This window comes from Streptococcus infantis, assembly GCF_001579645.1.
GTDB classification, from domain to species: Bacteria; Bacillota; Bacilli; order Lactobacillales; family Streptococcaceae; genus Streptococcus; species Streptococcus infantis_E.
The window spans coordinates 132463-147369 of sequence record NZ_KQ970821.1; the positions used below are offsets into that span (position 1 = coordinate 132463).

Below are 14907 nucleotides of genomic sequence, written 5' to 3' on the forward strand. Positions count from 1 at the left end.
TATACCACAATTTTGAGCAAATGACTTAACTCAAGTAAGTGTAAATGTTTTCACTGTACTTTTCTTTTCACTTCAAGCCTTTTCAAAGCAAGCGACTTGTGATAAGATAGGCTGGTATGCGTTTAGATAAATTATTAGCCCAGGAAAAAATCAGTCGAAAAGCCATGAAACAAGCTCTTTTGAAAAAAGAAATTTTAGTTGATGGACACGCTGCTCGTTCCCTTGCACAGAATGTTGATACAGGACTTCAAGAACTGATGTTCCAAGGAAGAAGAATTCAAGGATACGAACACACCTACCTCATGCTCCATAAGCCAAATGGAGTCGTAACTGCAAGCAAGGATAAGAAACTCCCAACGGTCATGGACCTCCTTCCTCAGCATCTCCAGTCTGATCAACTCTACGCCATCGGTCGTCTGGATCGGAATACGACAGGACTCCTCCTCTTAACGGACAATGGGCCTCTAGGTTTTCAACTCCTCCATCCTCAATACCATGTCGATAAAACTTACCAAGTAGAGGTCAATGGGCCACTAACTCCCGACCATATTCAAGAGTTTAAAGATGGGATTGTCTTTCTTGATGGAACTATCTGTAAACCTGCTCAACTTGAGATTTTATCCTCAAGTCCTAGTCTCAGCAAAGCCACTATCACCATCTCTGAAGGAAAGTTTCATCAAGTCAAAAAAATGTTCCTCTCTGTTGATGTCAAGGTCACTGCCCTAAAACGAGTTCAATTTGGAGATTTTATGTTAGACTCTGACCTAGCAGAAGGTGATTTCCGACCTCTAAACAAAGAAGAACTGCAGATTATTAAAACATACTTAGAAAATAGTGGATAAAACAAAAAAGCTTTAAACAAATAAAGCTTTTTTAAATCTTCTTTAGAGTACAAATAGCATAACACCTAAAATAAAGTGAAGTGCAGAAATTACAATCCCTAGGATGGACATTTTTTTCTCTCTTATAGTCTAGTCCAGATTCTTTTTGATGTGAGTTAGCTAAGACTAGACCAATAATCCCCAAAATCAAACTTACCACTGGCGAAAGCAAACCAAGAATGATAGACAAGATACCTAAAACAAGTGACGCTTTTTCTTTTCTTTCATCTTCAAAAAACTCCTTAAACTAAACACAAATGAATAATACCATAAAAATCGGCTTTATCAATTGGGTGAAAAATGTTAGCACTATGTTATTCGGTTCTTGAACCGAGAAGAGTGGATAAAACAAAAAAAGCTTTATCTTTATTTTTTTGTTAGAATCCTGATTAGTGCATCATTAAGATGAGTCCTGCAACCCAGTTAATTACAGAAACTACAATCCCTACGATATTAAGAATTCGTTCTGTTTTATAGTCTAATTCAGATTCTTTTTGATGTGAATTAGCCAAGACTAGACCAATGATCCCCAAAACGAGACCTACGATTGGAGATAGCAAACCAAGGGCGATAGATAGGATACCTAAAACAAGTGATGGTTTTTTCTTTTCTTTCATCTTCAAAAAACTCCTTAAAATTTATATTACTATTATACCATAAAAAATCGATTTTCTATATTAAACATATGTGACAAGTTTTTTTCACATTGTTAATTAGATTTCACCTTCCCTGTCCAAGAATCCAATCCGTAAGAAAGGATATAGATTTCTGAGAAACCTTGTTTTTTCAAAAACAGTGCTGCATTTGTAACACGTTGCGCACGTTGGTTTTCATATAGAAGGACAGGTTTATCCTTGCGAAGAGCTGCAAGACTTGTCTTCAATTGATTTGAAGGAATATTACGAGCTCCGAGGATATGTTTTCTGTGGAAGTCAGCTGGATCACGTAAGTCAATCAACTGACCTGTACGAATCAAAGACTCAAACTCTGCATTGTCTACAATTTTTGCTGCACGACGAATGCGAAGATAGTTGTATCCCATCCAAGCCAACATCGCTACTACAAGTCCCCACAAAACCCAAGTTACCATAATACCTAATCTCCATTTTTTTCTAAATAGTCTAATTCTAGTTTGTGCTCTCTGCGCAGAACAGCCTCCGCTTCAAGATAATCCAGCTTGTCCATCAAGCCTGCATCATAGATTCGAGATAGTTCAATCTTCATCAGCTCAATATCATAGAGACGTTTACCCATATAGACAAGAATACCGAACTGTTTGAGAAATTGCTGCACATCGTAGAGTGTTTTCATAGCTTTCATTTTAGCAAATTATCAGAGTTTTTTCAATAGTTCCCGCAGAGGATTCCTTTTTCACTATTATCTGAATCTCTTCACACTATGACAAAGGAGAAAGCCTAGAGTCATTCCAACGATATTTTGCAAGAGATTTGGGATGATTTCCGGTATGGCTGCTCCCCAACCATTCATCCAAGCTGATGCCAAGGCATAACCAGCTACCATGAATAGAGTCGCCAAGACTAATCCTAACCATTGCCATTTCCCTTTAAAGCCTGCAAAATAGCCTTGCAAACCATGATTGATTAAGCTAAAAATCATCCACTGAGGGTAGCCTGAAATGAGATCAATGAGAAATCCTGCTAACCCTCCGACAACGGCTCCTTCACGGCTTCCAAAGTAAAAGGCTGTGAAGAAGACTCCAACGTCCAAAAGTGTTAGAAATCCAGTTGGTGTTGGGATTTTTATAAAATACCCCAATACGACAGAACTGGCTGCTAAGATAGATACTAGGGCAATTTTAGTTGTTTTGGTTTGCTTCATACTGTCTCACTCCATATTGATCTGCTTGTGCAATGGCACGGTAAACAAAGGCTTTGGAAGTTTCAATTGCTGGTAAGAGTTCCTCTCCCTTGACTAACTGACTAGCAATGCTTGAGGCAAAGGTACATCCTGCCCCAGCATTTTGTCCTTGAATGACTGGGTTTTCAAGAATAGTGAAATTCTCTCCATCATAAAAGACATCCACAGCCTTATCCTTACTGAGACGATTTCCTCCCTTGATAATGACTGCTGGCGCTCCTAAGCCATGTAATTTCTGAGCTGCAGCTTTCATATCATCCAGACTTTCAATCTTTTGATCTGCAAGCAACTCTGCCTCAGGAAGATTAGGAGTAATCACAGATACATAAGGGAAAAAGCGAATCAACTCTTGACAGAGTTCGCTGACTGCAACATCATGCGTTTCCTTACAAACCAATACAGGATCCAGAACGACAGGGACTCCTGATCTTTCCTTGATGAAATTCAATGCTTTCTCAGCAACACCAACAGTCGGCAAGAGACCAATCTTAATCCCTCCAAAGTCTACGCTCTTCAGACTATCCAACTGTTGTTGGAAAATAGTCTCATCTGTCGGGAAGACCTCAAAACCATTTTCCGTCAAAGCAGTTAAACAAGTCATAGCTACAAAACCATGCAAACCATTTAAAGTATAGGTCGCAAGGTCAGCAGCTAGTCCACCACCACTAAAAATATCATTTCCTGAAAGTGCTAAAATACGATTATTCTTCATAACGAATCTCCTTTAAATACAATCCATTAGGTGCTGCAGTTGGTCCTGCCAACTGTCTGTCTTTTTTCTCCAAGATGAGGTCAATCTGCTCAATTGGCATACGGTTGTTACCAATTTTCAGCAAGGTCCCGACCATATTTCGAATCTGCTTATAGAGGAAACCATTACCTGAGAAGGTAAAGGTCAAAAATTGACCGGTCTCGTCAACCCTAAGACTGGCTTCCGTGATCGTTCTTACCTTGTCCTCCACACTAGTTCCGGCAGCAGTAAAACCGGTGAAATCATGAGTTCCTTCTAATTTCTTCACAGCCTTTTGCATGCGTTCCACATCTAGTGGATAGGGATAGTGGGTGGCATAATGACGTCTCATAGGATTTTTAGGACGCCCTCTATCCACGATAAACTCATAGGTCTTGCTATGCTTGGCATAACGGCAATGAAAAGCATCAGCCACAATCTCAATCGAAATCACATCGATATCTTCAGGGCTTTGAGTATCAAGAGCAAAGCGAAGCTTTTCCTCATCCATCTGATAGGGGAGATCGAAGTGGATGACCTGCCCTAAGGCATGAACACCACTATCCGTTCGCCCTGCACCATGGATGGTAATGGCCTTCCCTTTATTTAATTTGGTTAAAGTTTTTTCAATTTCCTCTTGGACACTACGCGCGTGTGGTTGCCGTTGAAAACCAGCAAAGGCGTAACCATCATAGGAAATGATTGCTTTATATCTAGTCATATATCTATTTTATCAAGAAAATTTCTCTGCAACAAGTTTGAAAACCAAAAATTGTACGGGGACAAATATTGATATAATCTAATTCTTATCTAGATTTTATCATCATATATTTTCGTACAGGTGCCTCAACTATTTGAACGATTTCAAATCCTTCTTTTTGGTAAAGATTTTTTGCTCTTTGATTTGCCTCGTAGACATTTAGAGAAATAGTATCTATGTCTTCATTTTCAAAGGCCAAACTAACAAATTTCCTTAAAGCCTGGCTACCTAAGCCCTGCCCCTGTTTCTGAGGATTGATAAAAAATCTCCCGATATGAAGATTCCTGTCTTCTAGCCTGATTTTCTGGATGACACCTACAAACTCTTCATCAGCAAAAATGGAAAAAATTCCTTCCAGCTTTTGTAAGGATTGGACAATCAAGGGACAAGAAATTTTGGGTCCCATCCATTGCTTCTGAAAACTTTCTCCCAAAGCATTAGACCAGCGACAAATGAGTTGGGCATTTTCTATCTGAAGTCCTTTTTCAAAGTGAATTTTCATATTTGCTTCTAAAATTTCTCCTTTATCCAACTATTATACTCTTTCTCTTATTTTTTCCGAATTAATAAGTATGATTCACCTTTACTTTTTTCTTGTTGGAGCTATTTTTGCTTCCTTTCTTGGATTGGTCATTGATCGTTTCCCTGAGCAATCCATTGTTTTCCCTGCTAGTCACTGTGATTCTTGTCAGACTCGCTTGAAATCACTGGATTTGATTCCGATTGTCTCTCAAGTAGTCCATGGCTTTCGCTGTCGCTATTGCAAGGCCCACTATCCTTTCTGGTATACCCTCTTTGAGTTATTCTTGGGGCTACTCTTTCTAACTTTTTCTTTGGGATTCCTAACCCTAGGACAACTTATTCTGATAACTGCTGGCTTGACCTTAGGAATCTATGATCTCCAGCATCAAGAATATCCCTTGCTAGTCTGGCTGACCTTTCACTTAATCCTCATGGTTTGCTCTAGTTGGAATCTAACCATGGCTTTCTTTTTGATTCTTGGAATCATTGCTCATGTTATTGATATTCGCATGGGAGCAGGTGATTTTCTCTTTCTGGCCTCTTGTTCGCTAGTCTTTACACTTACAGAAATTCTGATTTTAATTCAATTTGCTTCCACAACTGGTATCCTAGCCTTTCTCCTGCAAAAGAAAAAGGAAAGACTTCCTTTTGTACCTTTCCTCTTGCTTGCTGCTTGTATGATTATTTTTGGTAAGCTACTGCTTGTCTGATAAAGTCAGCGATTTCTGCTACTTGTCCTTCATGTAGAGCCTTAACAATCTTGGAACCGACGATAACGCCGTCCGATACCTCATTGAAACGTTCTACATCAGCCTTTGTGGATACACCAAATCCTGTCAAGACTGGAATATCTGCTACTTGATGAAGTTGAGCCAAGTGCTTGTCCAAATCATCTCGGTAGTTTCCTGATTTCCCTGTCACTCCGTTAATAGCAACAGCATAGACAAAACCTTCTGCCCCTTCAATGAGTTCTTTTTGACGCTCAATTCCTGTCGTTAAGCTGACAAGTGGAATCAAAGAAATATCTGTACCTGCCAAAAAGGGCTCTACAAAGTTAGCATGTTCATGAGGGAGGTCTGGGATAATCAACCCTTTAACCGCTGTAGTAGAAAGATCTTTGACAAATTTCTCAACACCGTACTGAAAGAGGGGGTTAAAGTAGGTCATGATGACAAGCGGGATTTCTGTTTCAATGGTTTTCAAGATTTCAACCAAAGCCTGGGTAGAGGTTCCGCGAGCTAGACTGCGCAAGCCTGCTTCTTCGATCACTGGACCATCTGCAACAGGGTCTGAGAAAGGAACTCCCACTTCAATAGCAGACACACCCAAGTCTTCTAAAAAGCGAATTGTTTCAGCAAGACCATCCAAACCTTTTTCATGGTCTCCAGCCATGATATAGGGAACGAAAATTCCTTTTCCAGTCGCTTTTATAGCGTTCAATTTTTCTGTTAGTGCCTTAGACATGAGCTTCTCCCTTCTTTGCTGCGTCTGCTTCCAAGCGGTCTTTAACTTGAACCACATCCTTGTCTCCACGACCTGATAAACAGACAATCATAGACTTATCTGGTCCAAGTTCTTTGGCTAATTTCACCGCAAAGGCGATGGCATGGCTGGACTCTAAAGCTGGGATAATTCCTTCTACACGAGACAAGAGTTGGAATCCTTCCAAGGCTTCCTCGTCTGTCACTGGTACATAAGTCGCTCGTTTGATATCATGGTAATGAGAATGTTCTGGACCGATACCAGGATAGTCCAAACCTGCTGAGATTGAGAAAGCTTCTAGGATTTGACCATGAGCATCTTGGAGCACATCCATGAGAGAGCCGTGGAGAACACCTGGACGTCCTTTAGTCAAGGTAGCTGCGTGGTGCTCCGTATCCACACCTAGTCCTGCTGCTTCAGCTCCATACATAGCCACTGACTCATCTTCCACAAATGGATGGAAAAGTCCGATGGCATTAGAGCCACCACCAACACAGGCTACTAGGGCTTCTGGTAAATTTTCACCTGTCAATTCTCGGTACTGTTGTTTGGCTTCTCGTCCGATAACACTTTGGAAATCACGAACAATTTCTGGGAAAGGGTGGGGTCCCAAGGCAGAACCAAGGATATAGTGGGTATCATCGATGTTGGCTACCCAAGAACGAAGGGCTGCATTGACCGCGTCTTTGAGCACGCGCGAACCATCTGTTACAGCTTCCACCTTGGCTCCCAAAAGTTCCATACGGAAGACATTGAGGGCTTGGCGTTTAACATCTTCCTCACCCATATAGATAGTACATTCCATGTTAAAGAGGGCCGCAGCAGTTGCAGTTGCTACACCGTGCTGACCGGCACCAGTTTCAGCGATAATTTTCTTTTTGCCCATGCGTTTAGCGAGAAGAACTTGTCCCAAGGCATTGTTAATCTTGTGGGCACCTGTATGGTTGAGGTCTTCACGTTTGAGGTAAATCTTGGCTCCACCAATATGCTGGGTCAAGTTTTTTGCGTAGTAAAGAGGTGTTTCACGTCCTACATACTGGCGCAAAAGTTGGTTTAATTCTTCTTGGAAACTTGGATCTGCCTGACTTTCACGATAAGCTTCTTCCAACTCCAATACTGCTGTCATCAATGTTTCTGGGACAAAACGTCCACCGAATTTCCCGTAAAATCCATCTTTATTTGGTTCTTGATATGCCATGTTTTACCCTCTCTATAAATCTTCTAATCTTTTCATGATCTTTTTGTCCGTTTGATTCTACTCCACTTGATACATCTACTGCAAAGGGAGTAAAGTGTTGAATTGCTTCTTCTACATTATCTTCGTTTAGCCCGCCTGCGATGAAGAAAGGCTGGGCTAGTTCTGTCGTATCCAGTCGACCCCAGTCAAAGGTTTGTCCACTCCCTGCGACAGGAGCATCAAAGAGTAGATAATCTGCCTGAGAATTGGGTACATGCCCCCTTTCATCGACCTGAACAGCCTGAATGCTGCCACAAGGTAAATTTTCAAATAGTTTATCTACTACCTGACCATGAACCTGCACCAAGTCTAAGCCAACCTTTTCAATCGCTTCTAGTAAGTCCGCCCGACTGGGTGAAACAAATACACCAACTTTTTGAATATGGCTAGGAATAAACTTAGCCAGCTCTATGGCTTGTTCTACGGTCACCTGTCTTTTGCTAGGAGCAAAGACAAAACCAATGTAGTCTGCTCCAGCCGACACAGCGGTTTTTACGGCTTCTTTGGTCGATAGTCCACAAATCTTAACCTTTGTCAATCTGCAACTCCTTGATTCTCTGGGCTACATCTTCTGCTTGCATGAGGGCTGTTCCTACTAAAATTCCGTTAAAGTATGGTGCTACTCGTTTTGCATCCTCCCCTGTAAAAATAGCAGATTCGGAAATGTAGAAGCAATCATCCTTAAAGTGTTTGGCCAAGTCTACGCTGGTCTGTAAGTCGACTTCAAAGGTTGTTAAATTGCGATTGTTGACACCAATAATTTGAGCTCCAAGTCTATGAGCCACTTCCAGTTCAACAAGATTATGAGTTTCCACCAAAACTTCTAGACCAAGATCTGTCGCGTAGTCGTAAAGCTCCTTCAGTCGTTTTTCAGATAAGGCCGCTACGATGAGCAATATGACGGTCGCACCTGCATTGCGAGCACGGATGATTTGCTTTTCATTGATGATAAAGTCCTTGTTCAGTGTCGGGATCTGTACCTGACTGGAAATCTCTCGCAGATAATTCAAATGTCCTTTAAAGAAAACCTCATCTGTCAGAACAGAAATCATAACCGCGCCGTTAGCCTCGTAAGTCTGGGCCTGTTGTACGATATCCACATCGAGATTGATATCACCTAGACTTGGACTTGCCTTTTTGACCTCAGCAATGATTTGCAAACGGTCTTGATGATTTTTTAAATATTCACTCAACCGATAAGTTTGACGCAAGGATTGAAGCTCCTCTCGCTCCATCTTTTCAACTTCACGCATCTTTTGCTCTAGGATACGTGATAAAAATTCCTGACTCATCTTTGATACTCCTGTAATAGTCTGAGTTTTTCAAGGGCCTTACCACTGGCAATTACTTGACGTGCCAATTCAACTCCGTCCTTGATACTGTCTGCTTTACCATTGGCGTAGAATCCTAGACCTGCATTTAAGACTGTTGTTTCCAAGAATGGACTTGGTTCGTTATTAAGAACACTGACAAGAATTGCTGCATTCTCATGAGCATTTCCTCCACGAATGTCTTCAATAGCAATGCGTTCCATTCCCAAATCTTCTGGAGTAAAGGTTGATAAAGTAATTTCACCATTTTCAAGAAGGGCAATGCTGGTAGTTCCATTCAACCCAGCTTCATCCAACCCTTCTGGACCAGCTACTACAATAGCACGTTTGCGACCCATGTTTTTCAAAACCTGAGCAGTACTTTCCAGAAGTTCAGGACGACTGATTCCTAGAAGCTGTGTTTCCAAGACCATTGGATGGATGAGCGGTCCTGTCAAATTCATGATGGTTGGAATTCCCAACTCCAAACGAGCTGGCATGATGTATTTCATGGCTGGGTGCATGTTTTTGGCAAAGAGAAAAACGATTCCTGTTTGGTCAAATACCTTACCCAATTGTGATGGTTTAAGGTCAATATTGATTCCCAAAGCTTGCAAGACATCTGCTGACCCAGATTTAGAGGAAATTGAACGATTACCATGTTTGGCCATGTGGATTCCTCCACCTGCCAAGACAAAAGCTGCAGTTGTAGAAATGTTGAAGCTAAATGACTTATCTCCACCTGTACCGCAGTTATCCATAGCATCTTGAATATTTGTTGGAATGTGTTGAGCATGTCCTCTCATAACTTGAGCGAGGGCTGTTCTTTCTTCAGGTGTTTCTCCCTTCATTTTAAGAGCTAAAAGTAGTGAAGCGATTTGTGCTTCTGTCACTCGCCCTGTCACGATGCGTTCGATCACATCTGTCATTTCAACACTTGATAGGTCTTCAAAGTTTGCTAATTTTTCAATAATTTCTTTCATTTTGTGTTCCTCACTTTACAACTTTCTCGATAAAATTCTGAATAGAAGATAGACCATCTGGCGTTCCAATACTTTCTGGATGATACTGCAAGCCATAAATCGGCAAGGTTTTGTGTTGAATCCCCATAATAGCTTGGTCATCTGTCGAACGAGCTGTCACTTCAAACTCTTCTGGCATCTCTTCAATTAAAATACTGTGGTAACGCATTACTGGACGACCATCCTCAATACCTTGATAGAGAACTGATGGAGTCTCAAATCGAATCTGGCTTTGTTTACCGTGCATAACTTTAGGAGCCAAGCCCAACTTACCACCAAAGACTTCTGCAATGGCTTGGTGCCCCAAACAAATCCCTAGAATAGGTTTCTTACCTGCAAAATCACCAATCATTCCTTCCATTTTCCCAGCATCAGCTGGCCAACCTGGGCCAGGAGAGAAAACTAATCCATCTGCCTTTTCAGCATGTTCATAAAGGTTTGGATCATCATTTCTCAAAACCTGAACTTCTGCGAAATTCCCGATATATTGGGCTAGGTTATAGGTAAATGAATCATAATTATCAATCAATAAAATCATGGTCTTAGTTCTCCCATTCTAGTCATAGATTTAGCTTTATTAATGGTTTCTTGGTATTCATTCTGAGCAATGGAATCATAAACTATTCCTGCACCAGCCTGTACGTAGGATGTTTTATTTTTAAGAATCATGGTTCGAATTGCAATGGCAAAGTCCATGTCTCCAGTTGCTGAAAGGTAACCGATAGCTCCAGCATAAACGCCTCGCTTCTCTGTTTCCAACTCATAGATGCGTTTCATGGCCCGAATCTTTGGGGCCCCAGAAACTGTTCCAGCAGGAAGAGTCGCCTTCAATGCATCCATGGCAGTCAGTTCTGGTAACAAACGTCCTTTAACTACGCTGGTCAAATGCATGACATAACGGAAAAGTTCCACTTCCATATACTTGGTTACTTGGACACTTGCTGTCTCAGCAATTCGACCGATATCGTTGCGTCCTAGGTCCACTAGCATTCGATGTTCTGCCGTTTCCTTTTCATCAGAGAGTAGGTCATTTGCTAAAGCTGCATCTTCTTCATCATTGGCACCTCTAGGTCGTGTACCTGCAATTGGATTGGTTGTCACGATGCCATTCTTGACGGAAACCAAACTCTCTGGACTGGCACCGATGATTTGATAATCTCCAAAGTCATAAAAGTAGAGGTAATTTGATGGATTGGTCACTCGGAGATTTCTGTAGAAGTCAAAAGGATTTCCAGTTACTTCTGCGGAGAAACGCTGACTGAGCACGCATTGGAACATATCTCCATTGCGAATCAAGTCGCGAGCTGTTTCTACCATCTCTTCAAATTTCTGAGGTGCAATATGTGGTCTAAACTGAAGTGGAGAAACGTCCAAATCTTCAAATTCATTTGGAGCAAGGATTTTTAACTCCTCTAAAACCTGATCTAAAGCCGCTTCTAGTTCATCATTGCTTCGATCACTGTAAAGAGCATCCTCGATGATATGAATTTTTTCTTTCTTGTGGTCAAATACCATATAACTCTCGTAAACAAAGAAATGCATATCTGGTGTCCCAATCGTATCCTCAGGGAGCTGGCCAATCTCTTCATAGAGAGAAATCATATCGTAACCAACAAAGCCAATAGCTCCACCACCAAAGGGTAGTTCTGAATGGTGCTGACTCTTATAAGTTACTTCATAAAGGAAATCCAAGGGGTCACGATCAATCACTTGGCCATTTTGATATAGGACTCCATTCTCAAACTTAATCTCAAAAACTGGATTATAGGCCAAGATAGAAAATCGAGCATTTTCCTTTTCTCTTGGGATACTTTCAAGTATGACCTTGTGTTGTCCGTTCAAGCGCATATACGCCAAGATTGGTGATAAAACATCTCCATGAATGATTCGTTCCATTGTATTTTTCCTTTCAGTTCTTCTTAAATCCTGTGGTGATTCTACAAAAAATCCCCACGCAAAATAACTTGCGTGAGGACGAAATTCGCGGTGCCACCTCAATTATAGGATTTCTCCTATCTCTCATTCCTGTCTCAGATAACTCCTGTAACAGGCCGTGCGATAAAGGGCACTCCCTTGAGAATTATGTTTTCTTCTCTCATTTCAGACGGACCCAACTTTACAGCTTTCTCTGCTTGTTTTCAGCAACCACAAGCTCTCTGTGAGAGAAATAGCTATAATTTTTCCATCTTTTATTTTTTAGCTTCAAGGTAGTCTGCAATGGCAGCTACGTCCTTGTCTCCACGACCAGAGACATTGATGATGATAATCTCATCCTTACTTAGTTTTGGTGCGCGTTTGACTGCTTCAGCGATAGCATGTGAGCTTTCAATAGCAGGGATGATTCCTTCTGTCTTGCTAAGTAAAAGCAAGGCTTGGACAGCTTCTTCATCAGTCGCTGCAACATATTCTACACGACCAGAGTCTTTAAAGAAGGCGTGTTCTGGTCCAACCCCTGGATAGTCTAAACCAGCAGAGATAGAGTAAACAGGTGCAACATTTCCATCTTCACCAAAGACTGCATAGGTTTTCATTCCATCGACAATCCCTACACTACCCTTGGTCATTGTTGCCGCGTGTTTGTCAGTATCTAGACCGTGACCAGCAGCTTCTACCCCAACCAATTTAACTTCTTCATCAGCTACATACTGTGAAAAGGCACCAATGGCATTAGAACCACCACCCACACAGGCAATGACGTAGTCTGGCAAACGTCCTTCTTTTTCCAAGATTTGACGACGTGATTCTTCACTGATTACTTTTTGGAATTCATGGACAATCGTTGGGTAAGGGTGAGGACCTACAGCCGAACCTAAAACGTAGAAAGCATCAAGGTCATTCATCCATGCTCCAAAGGCTGCATCAACCGCATCTTTAAGAGTACGAGTTCCCGTTTCAACTGCATGAACAGTTGCTCCCATCATCTCCATGCGGAAGACATTGAGACGTTGACGCTCCACATCTTCTGCCCCCATGTAGACATCACATGCCATACCAAATTTAGCCGCAGCTGCAGCTGTTGCAACACCATGCTGACCAGCTCCTGTCTCTGCAATCACACGTTTTTTCCCCATACGTTTAGCAAGAAGGATCTGTCCAAGGACATTGTTAAGTTTGTGTGAACCAAGGTGGTTAAGATCTTCACGTTTGAGATAGATCTTAGCACCTCCTAGATAATCCGTCAAACTTTCTGCAAAATAGAGCGGAGTCTCACGGCCTGAATAATCTTTTAAGTAATGACGATATTCTGCCAAAAACTCTGGATCGTCCTTGTATTTATCAAAAGTCACTTCCAACTCATCTAATAAAGCCTGAATTGGTTCTGGTACAAAACTACCACCAAATTGTCCAAAATATCCTTTAGTTGTCATAAATTTTTCCTCCTTCTATATGAATCCGGCTTTTTATTTGCTTTTAGTAGTAGGCAAGGTGCTGTAGATAGAACTCAAGTTCATCAAAGCGACTTAACGCCCTAATAAAAGATAAATAAAATGACGGATAGAAAAAGCCCACACACGGAATTTACTTCCATGTGAGGGCGTTTGTAACGCGGTACCACCTCAATTGTAAAGAGAATATCCCCTTTACATCTCTGCCTTGTCTAACAACAAGTTGCACTGTAAGGTGTGCCTACCGAATTTTCATTGTTTCAAATTCACTTTTAAAATCAGCCCAATTTCACTAGTTCCAACCACCTGTTCACAGTAACCACAGGCTCCCTGAAGATTAAAAATAATTACTTTTCTGATTTGTTGAGTTAATTATATGTTATTGTTTTTTCTTTGTCAACCGTTTTCACTAATTTTTTACTAATTTTTTTAATTATTTTTGTGAAGCACTTAGAACTTCATCAGAAACTTTGACAAAAGTCTCAATGATATAATCTACTTCTTCATCCGTTAATTTGGTGTGAAGCGGTAGTGTAATCTCGTTTACAAAGTAGGCATAAGCTTTAGGATAGTTTGCCATGTCAAAGCCAAGATTCTTATAGGCAGTCAAAAGTGGAAGCGGTTTGTAGTGAACGTTACTTGCGATTCCTGCTTTGGCCAATTCTTGGATAATTTGATTACGTTGCTCGAGACTAGCACCTTCTACATGGGTAACGTAAAGGTGACGACAAGATTCAACAGTATCTGTCTCATGCACCAATGGGTGAATACGAGTTCCTGCAAATCCACGGTCATAGCGAGTCACGATTTCTTTACGACGTTGAAGCAAGCCAGGATAACGATCCAATTGTACCAAACCAATCGAAGCCATGATATCTGTCATGTTGCACTTGTAGGCAGGAGTTACGATATCGTATTCCCATGAACCCAGTTGCATCTTAGCTAGCGCATCTTTTGTTTGACCATGAAGAGATAGGATTTGGAATTCCTTGTACATTTCTTCATCATCAATAGCTGGATTAGCTTTCCAAGTAGCACTTCCTCCTTCAGCTGTTGTGAAGTTCTTAACTGCGTGGAAAGAGAAGGACGTAAAGTCTGCAATAGAACCAGCTGGTTGTCCCTTGTAGGTTGAACCCAAAGCATGGGCGCTATCTGAGACAACAACGATACGGTTAAAGACTTTTTGCCACTTGCTAGTAGCTGTAAAGAGGTCACGTTTCTTTTCTACAACTTGGAACAAACGGTCATAGTCACAGATAATCCCTGCAAGTTCAACTGGGATGATAACCTTTGTCTTCTCAGTAATTGCTTGCTCAAGCTTGTCATAATCCATTTCAAAGGTATCATCTTGGATATCAACCATAACTGGTGTAGCACCTACGTGAGTGATAACGCTACATGATGCTGTATAAGTCATAGCTGGAACGATAACTTCATCGCCAGGGCCCACTTCAAGCACGCGCAAGATCAATTCAAGAGCTGCTGTTGCAGAGTTGAGGCAGACTGTCTTAGGTGTCTGAGTATAGGCAGATAGACGACGCTCCAATTCTTTTGTCTTTGGACCTGTTGTGATCCAACCAGAGCGGAGGGTATCTGCTACTTCAGCAATTTCAGCTTCGGTAATATCAGGTGGTGAAAATGGAATATTATACTTTGTCATTGTTTTACTCCTTTGATTGGTTTCAATCTTACGACTACT

The 14907-nt window shown here is 41.3% G+C and carries 18 protein-coding genes, 1 pseudogene and 2 other annotated features; of the genes and pseudogenes, 2 read left to right on the top strand and 17 right to left on the bottom strand.

Annotation, left to right across the window (positions count from 1 at the left end; translation table 11 throughout):
* Nucleotides 1-116 precede the first annotated feature (116 nt).
* On the top strand, nucleotides 117-842 hold the full coding sequence (locus tag SINDD18_RS07040) for a pseudouridine synthase (protein ID WP_061863610.1): 726 nt from the start codon (nucleotides 117-119) through the stop codon (nucleotides 840-842).
* A 42-nt stretch (nucleotides 843-884) separates the two neighbouring features.
* On the opposite strand, the pseudogene SINDD18_RS11405 reads toward SINDD18_RS07040, so the two are convergent.
* The 8 genes and pseudogenes from SINDD18_RS11405 to SINDD18_RS07075 form a co-directional block, all read right to left on the bottom strand.
* Nucleotides 885-1074: pseudogene (locus tag SINDD18_RS11405) on the bottom strand (DUF4190 domain-containing protein).
* A 196-nt stretch (nucleotides 1075-1270) separates the two neighbouring features.
* Nucleotides 1271-1498 (bottom strand): hypothetical protein, encoded by a 228-nt coding sequence (locus SINDD18_RS07045; RefSeq protein WP_061863611.1) that lies wholly within the window; start codon nucleotides 1496-1498, stop codon nucleotides 1271-1273.
* Between the two features lie 92 nt (nucleotides 1499-1590).
* Nucleotides 1591-1971, bottom strand: coding sequence for a rhodanese-like domain-containing protein (locus tag SINDD18_RS07050; RefSeq protein WP_006149793.1), 381 nt, complete (start codon nucleotides 1969-1971; stop codon nucleotides 1591-1593).
* Nucleotides 1972-1976: 5 nt separating this feature from the next.
* A complete protein-coding gene (locus SINDD18_RS07055; RefSeq protein ID WP_024053574.1) occupies nucleotides 1977-2201 on the bottom strand; it encodes a YqgQ family protein in 225 nt (74 codons plus the stop codon).
* A gap of 57 nt (nucleotides 2202-2258) precedes the next feature.
* On the bottom strand, nucleotides 2259-2720 hold the full coding sequence (locus SINDD18_RS07060; RefSeq protein ID WP_061863612.1) for an ECF transporter S component: 462 nt from the start codon (nucleotides 2718-2720) through the stop codon (nucleotides 2259-2261).
* Nucleotides 2698-3471 (bottom strand): bifunctional hydroxymethylpyrimidine kinase/phosphomethylpyrimidine kinase, encoded by a 774-nt coding sequence (locus tag SINDD18_RS07065; RefSeq protein ID WP_000794744.1) that lies wholly within the window; start codon nucleotides 3469-3471, stop codon nucleotides 2698-2700. Before SINDD18_RS07065 ends, SINDD18_RS07060 begins: the two co-directional genes overlap by 23 nt.
* Entirely contained in the window at nucleotides 3461-4210 is a 750-nt protein-coding gene (truA, locus tag SINDD18_RS07070) for a tRNA pseudouridine(38-40) synthase TruA (RefSeq protein WP_061863613.1), read from the bottom strand. The genes SINDD18_RS07065 and truA overlap by 11 nt, the downstream gene beginning before the upstream one ends.
* An 85-nt stretch (nucleotides 4211-4295) precedes the next feature.
* The gene (locus tag SINDD18_RS07075) at nucleotides 4296-4751 is read right to left on the bottom strand and encodes a GNAT family N-acetyltransferase (RefSeq protein ID WP_061863648.1); all 456 of its coding nucleotides are present in this window, start codon (nucleotides 4749-4751) and stop codon (nucleotides 4296-4298) included.
* Nucleotides 4752-4821: 70 nt separating this feature from the next.
* On the opposite strand from SINDD18_RS07075, the gene SINDD18_RS07080 reads away from it, so the two are divergent.
* Nucleotides 4822-5481 carry a prepilin peptidase gene (locus SINDD18_RS07080; protein ID WP_061863614.1) on the top strand — a complete coding sequence of 220 codons (660 nt, stop codon included), beginning with the start codon at nucleotides 4822-4824 and terminating at the stop codon, nucleotides 5479-5481.
* On the opposite strand, the gene trpA is transcribed toward SINDD18_RS07080, so the two are convergent.
* From trpA to SINDD18_RS07130, 9 genes are all read right to left on the bottom strand, one after another.
* Nucleotides 5453-6235: a tryptophan synthase subunit alpha gene (gene trpA, locus SINDD18_RS07085; protein ID WP_061863615.1), complete on the bottom strand. Its 783-nt coding sequence runs from the start codon at nucleotides 6233-6235 to the stop codon at nucleotides 5453-5455. The genes SINDD18_RS07080 and trpA overlap by 29 nt on opposite strands.
* Nucleotides 6228-7451: a tryptophan synthase subunit beta gene (gene trpB / locus SINDD18_RS07090; RefSeq protein WP_061863616.1), complete on the bottom strand. Its 1224-nt coding sequence runs from the start codon at nucleotides 7449-7451 to the stop codon at nucleotides 6228-6230. The genes trpA and trpB (SINDD18_RS07090) overlap by 8 nt, the downstream gene beginning before the upstream one ends.
* Complete coding sequence (locus tag SINDD18_RS07095) at nucleotides 7429-8028, bottom strand: phosphoribosylanthranilate isomerase (RefSeq protein WP_061863617.1); 600 nt, start codon at nucleotides 8026-8028, stop codon at nucleotides 7429-7431. The genes trpB (SINDD18_RS07090) and SINDD18_RS07095 overlap by 23 nt, the downstream gene beginning before the upstream one ends.
* On the bottom strand, nucleotides 8015-8782 hold the full coding sequence (gene trpC / locus SINDD18_RS07100) for an indole-3-glycerol phosphate synthase TrpC (protein WP_061863618.1): 768 nt from the start codon (nucleotides 8780-8782) through the stop codon (nucleotides 8015-8017). The genes SINDD18_RS07095 and trpC overlap by 14 nt, the downstream gene beginning before the upstream one ends.
* Entirely contained in the window at nucleotides 8779-9783 is a 1005-nt protein-coding gene (gene trpD, locus SINDD18_RS07105; RefSeq protein ID WP_036759294.1) for an anthranilate phosphoribosyltransferase, read from the bottom strand. Before trpD ends, trpC begins: the two co-directional genes overlap by 4 nt.
* Nucleotides 9784-9793: 10 nt before the next feature.
* Nucleotides 9794-10360 (bottom strand): aminodeoxychorismate/anthranilate synthase component II, encoded by a 567-nt coding sequence (locus tag SINDD18_RS07110; protein ID WP_061863619.1) that lies wholly within the window; start codon nucleotides 10358-10360, stop codon nucleotides 9794-9796.
* Nucleotides 10357-11718, bottom strand: coding sequence for an anthranilate synthase component I (trpE, locus tag SINDD18_RS07115; protein ID WP_061863620.1), 1362 nt, complete (start codon nucleotides 11716-11718; stop codon nucleotides 10357-10359). Before trpE ends, SINDD18_RS07110 begins: the two co-directional genes overlap by 4 nt.
* A 71-nt stretch (nucleotides 11719-11789) precedes the next feature.
* Nucleotides 11790-12015, bottom strand: a binding site (T-box leader).
* Complete coding sequence (gene trpB, locus SINDD18_RS07125; protein ID WP_061863621.1) at nucleotides 12012-13190, bottom strand: tryptophan synthase subunit beta; 1179 nt, start codon at nucleotides 13188-13190, stop codon at nucleotides 12012-12014. Its footprint overlaps the feature before it by 4 nt.
* 160 nt (nucleotides 13191-13350) lie before the next feature.
* Nucleotides 13351-13575, bottom strand: a binding site (T-box leader).
* A gap of 66 nt (nucleotides 13576-13641) precedes the next feature.
* Nucleotides 13642-14868: a DegT/DnrJ/EryC1/StrS family aminotransferase gene (locus tag SINDD18_RS07130; RefSeq protein ID WP_061863622.1), complete on the bottom strand. Its 1227-nt coding sequence runs from the start codon at nucleotides 14866-14868 to the stop codon at nucleotides 13642-13644.
* Nucleotides 14869-14907 lie beyond the last annotated feature (39 nt).

Bases quoted from the DNA above. Each gene is read 5' to 3' on its own strand.
- SINDD18_RS07040 (WP_061863610.1), top strand. From the start codon at position 117: ATGCGTTTAGATAAATTATTAGCCCAGGAAAAAATCAGTCGAAAAGCC.
- SINDD18_RS07045 (WP_061863611.1), bottom strand. From the start codon at position 1,498: ATGAAAGAAAAGAAAAAACCATCACTTGTTTTAGGTATCCTATCTATC.
- SINDD18_RS07050 (WP_006149793.1), bottom strand. From the start codon at position 1,971: ATGGTAACTTGGGTTTTGTGGGGACTTGTAGTAGCGATGTTGGCTTGG.
- SINDD18_RS07055 (WP_024053574.1), bottom strand. From the start codon at position 2,201: ATGAAAGCTATGAAAACACTCTACGATGTGCAGCAATTTCTCAAACAG.
- SINDD18_RS07060 (WP_061863612.1), bottom strand. From the start codon at position 2,720: ATGAAGCAAACCAAAACAACTAAAATTGCCCTAGTATCTATCTTAGCA.
- SINDD18_RS07065 (WP_000794744.1), bottom strand. From the start codon at position 3,471: ATGAAGAATAATCGTATTTTAGCACTTTCAGGAAATGATATTTTTAGT.
- truA (WP_061863613.1), bottom strand. From the start codon at position 4,210: ATGACTAGATATAAAGCAATCATTTCCTATGATGGTTACGCCTTTGCT.
- SINDD18_RS07075 (WP_061863648.1), bottom strand. From the start codon at position 4,751: ATGAAAATTCACTTTGAAAAAGGACTTCAGATAGAAAATGCCCAACTC.
- SINDD18_RS07080 (WP_061863614.1), top strand. From the start codon at position 4,822: ATGATTCACCTTTACTTTTTTCTTGTTGGAGCTATTTTTGCTTCCTTT.
- trpA (WP_061863615.1), bottom strand. From the start codon at position 6,235: ATGTCTAAGGCACTAACAGAAAAATTGAACGCTATAAAAGCGACTGGA.
- trpB (WP_061863616.1), bottom strand. From the start codon at position 7,451: ATGGCATATCAAGAACCAAATAAAGATGGATTTTACGGGAAATTCGGT.
- trpC (WP_061863618.1), bottom strand. From the start codon at position 8,782: ATGAGTCAGGAATTTTTATCACGTATCCTAGAGCAAAAGATGCGTGAA.
- trpD (WP_036759294.1), bottom strand. From the start codon at position 9,783: ATGAAAGAAATTATTGAAAAATTAGCAAACTTTGAAGACCTATCAAGT.
- SINDD18_RS07110 (WP_061863619.1), bottom strand. From the start codon at position 10,360: ATGATTTTATTGATTGATAATTATGATTCATTTACCTATAACCTAGCC.
- trpE (WP_061863620.1), bottom strand. From the start codon at position 11,718: ATGGAACGAATCATTCATGGAGATGTTTTATCACCAATCTTGGCGTAT.
- trpB (WP_061863621.1), bottom strand. From the start codon at position 13,190: ATGACAACTAAAGGATATTTTGGACAATTTGGTGGTAGTTTTGTACCA.
- SINDD18_RS07130 (WP_061863622.1), bottom strand. From the start codon at position 14,868: ATGACAAAGTATAATATTCCATTTTCACCACCTGATATTACCGAAGCT.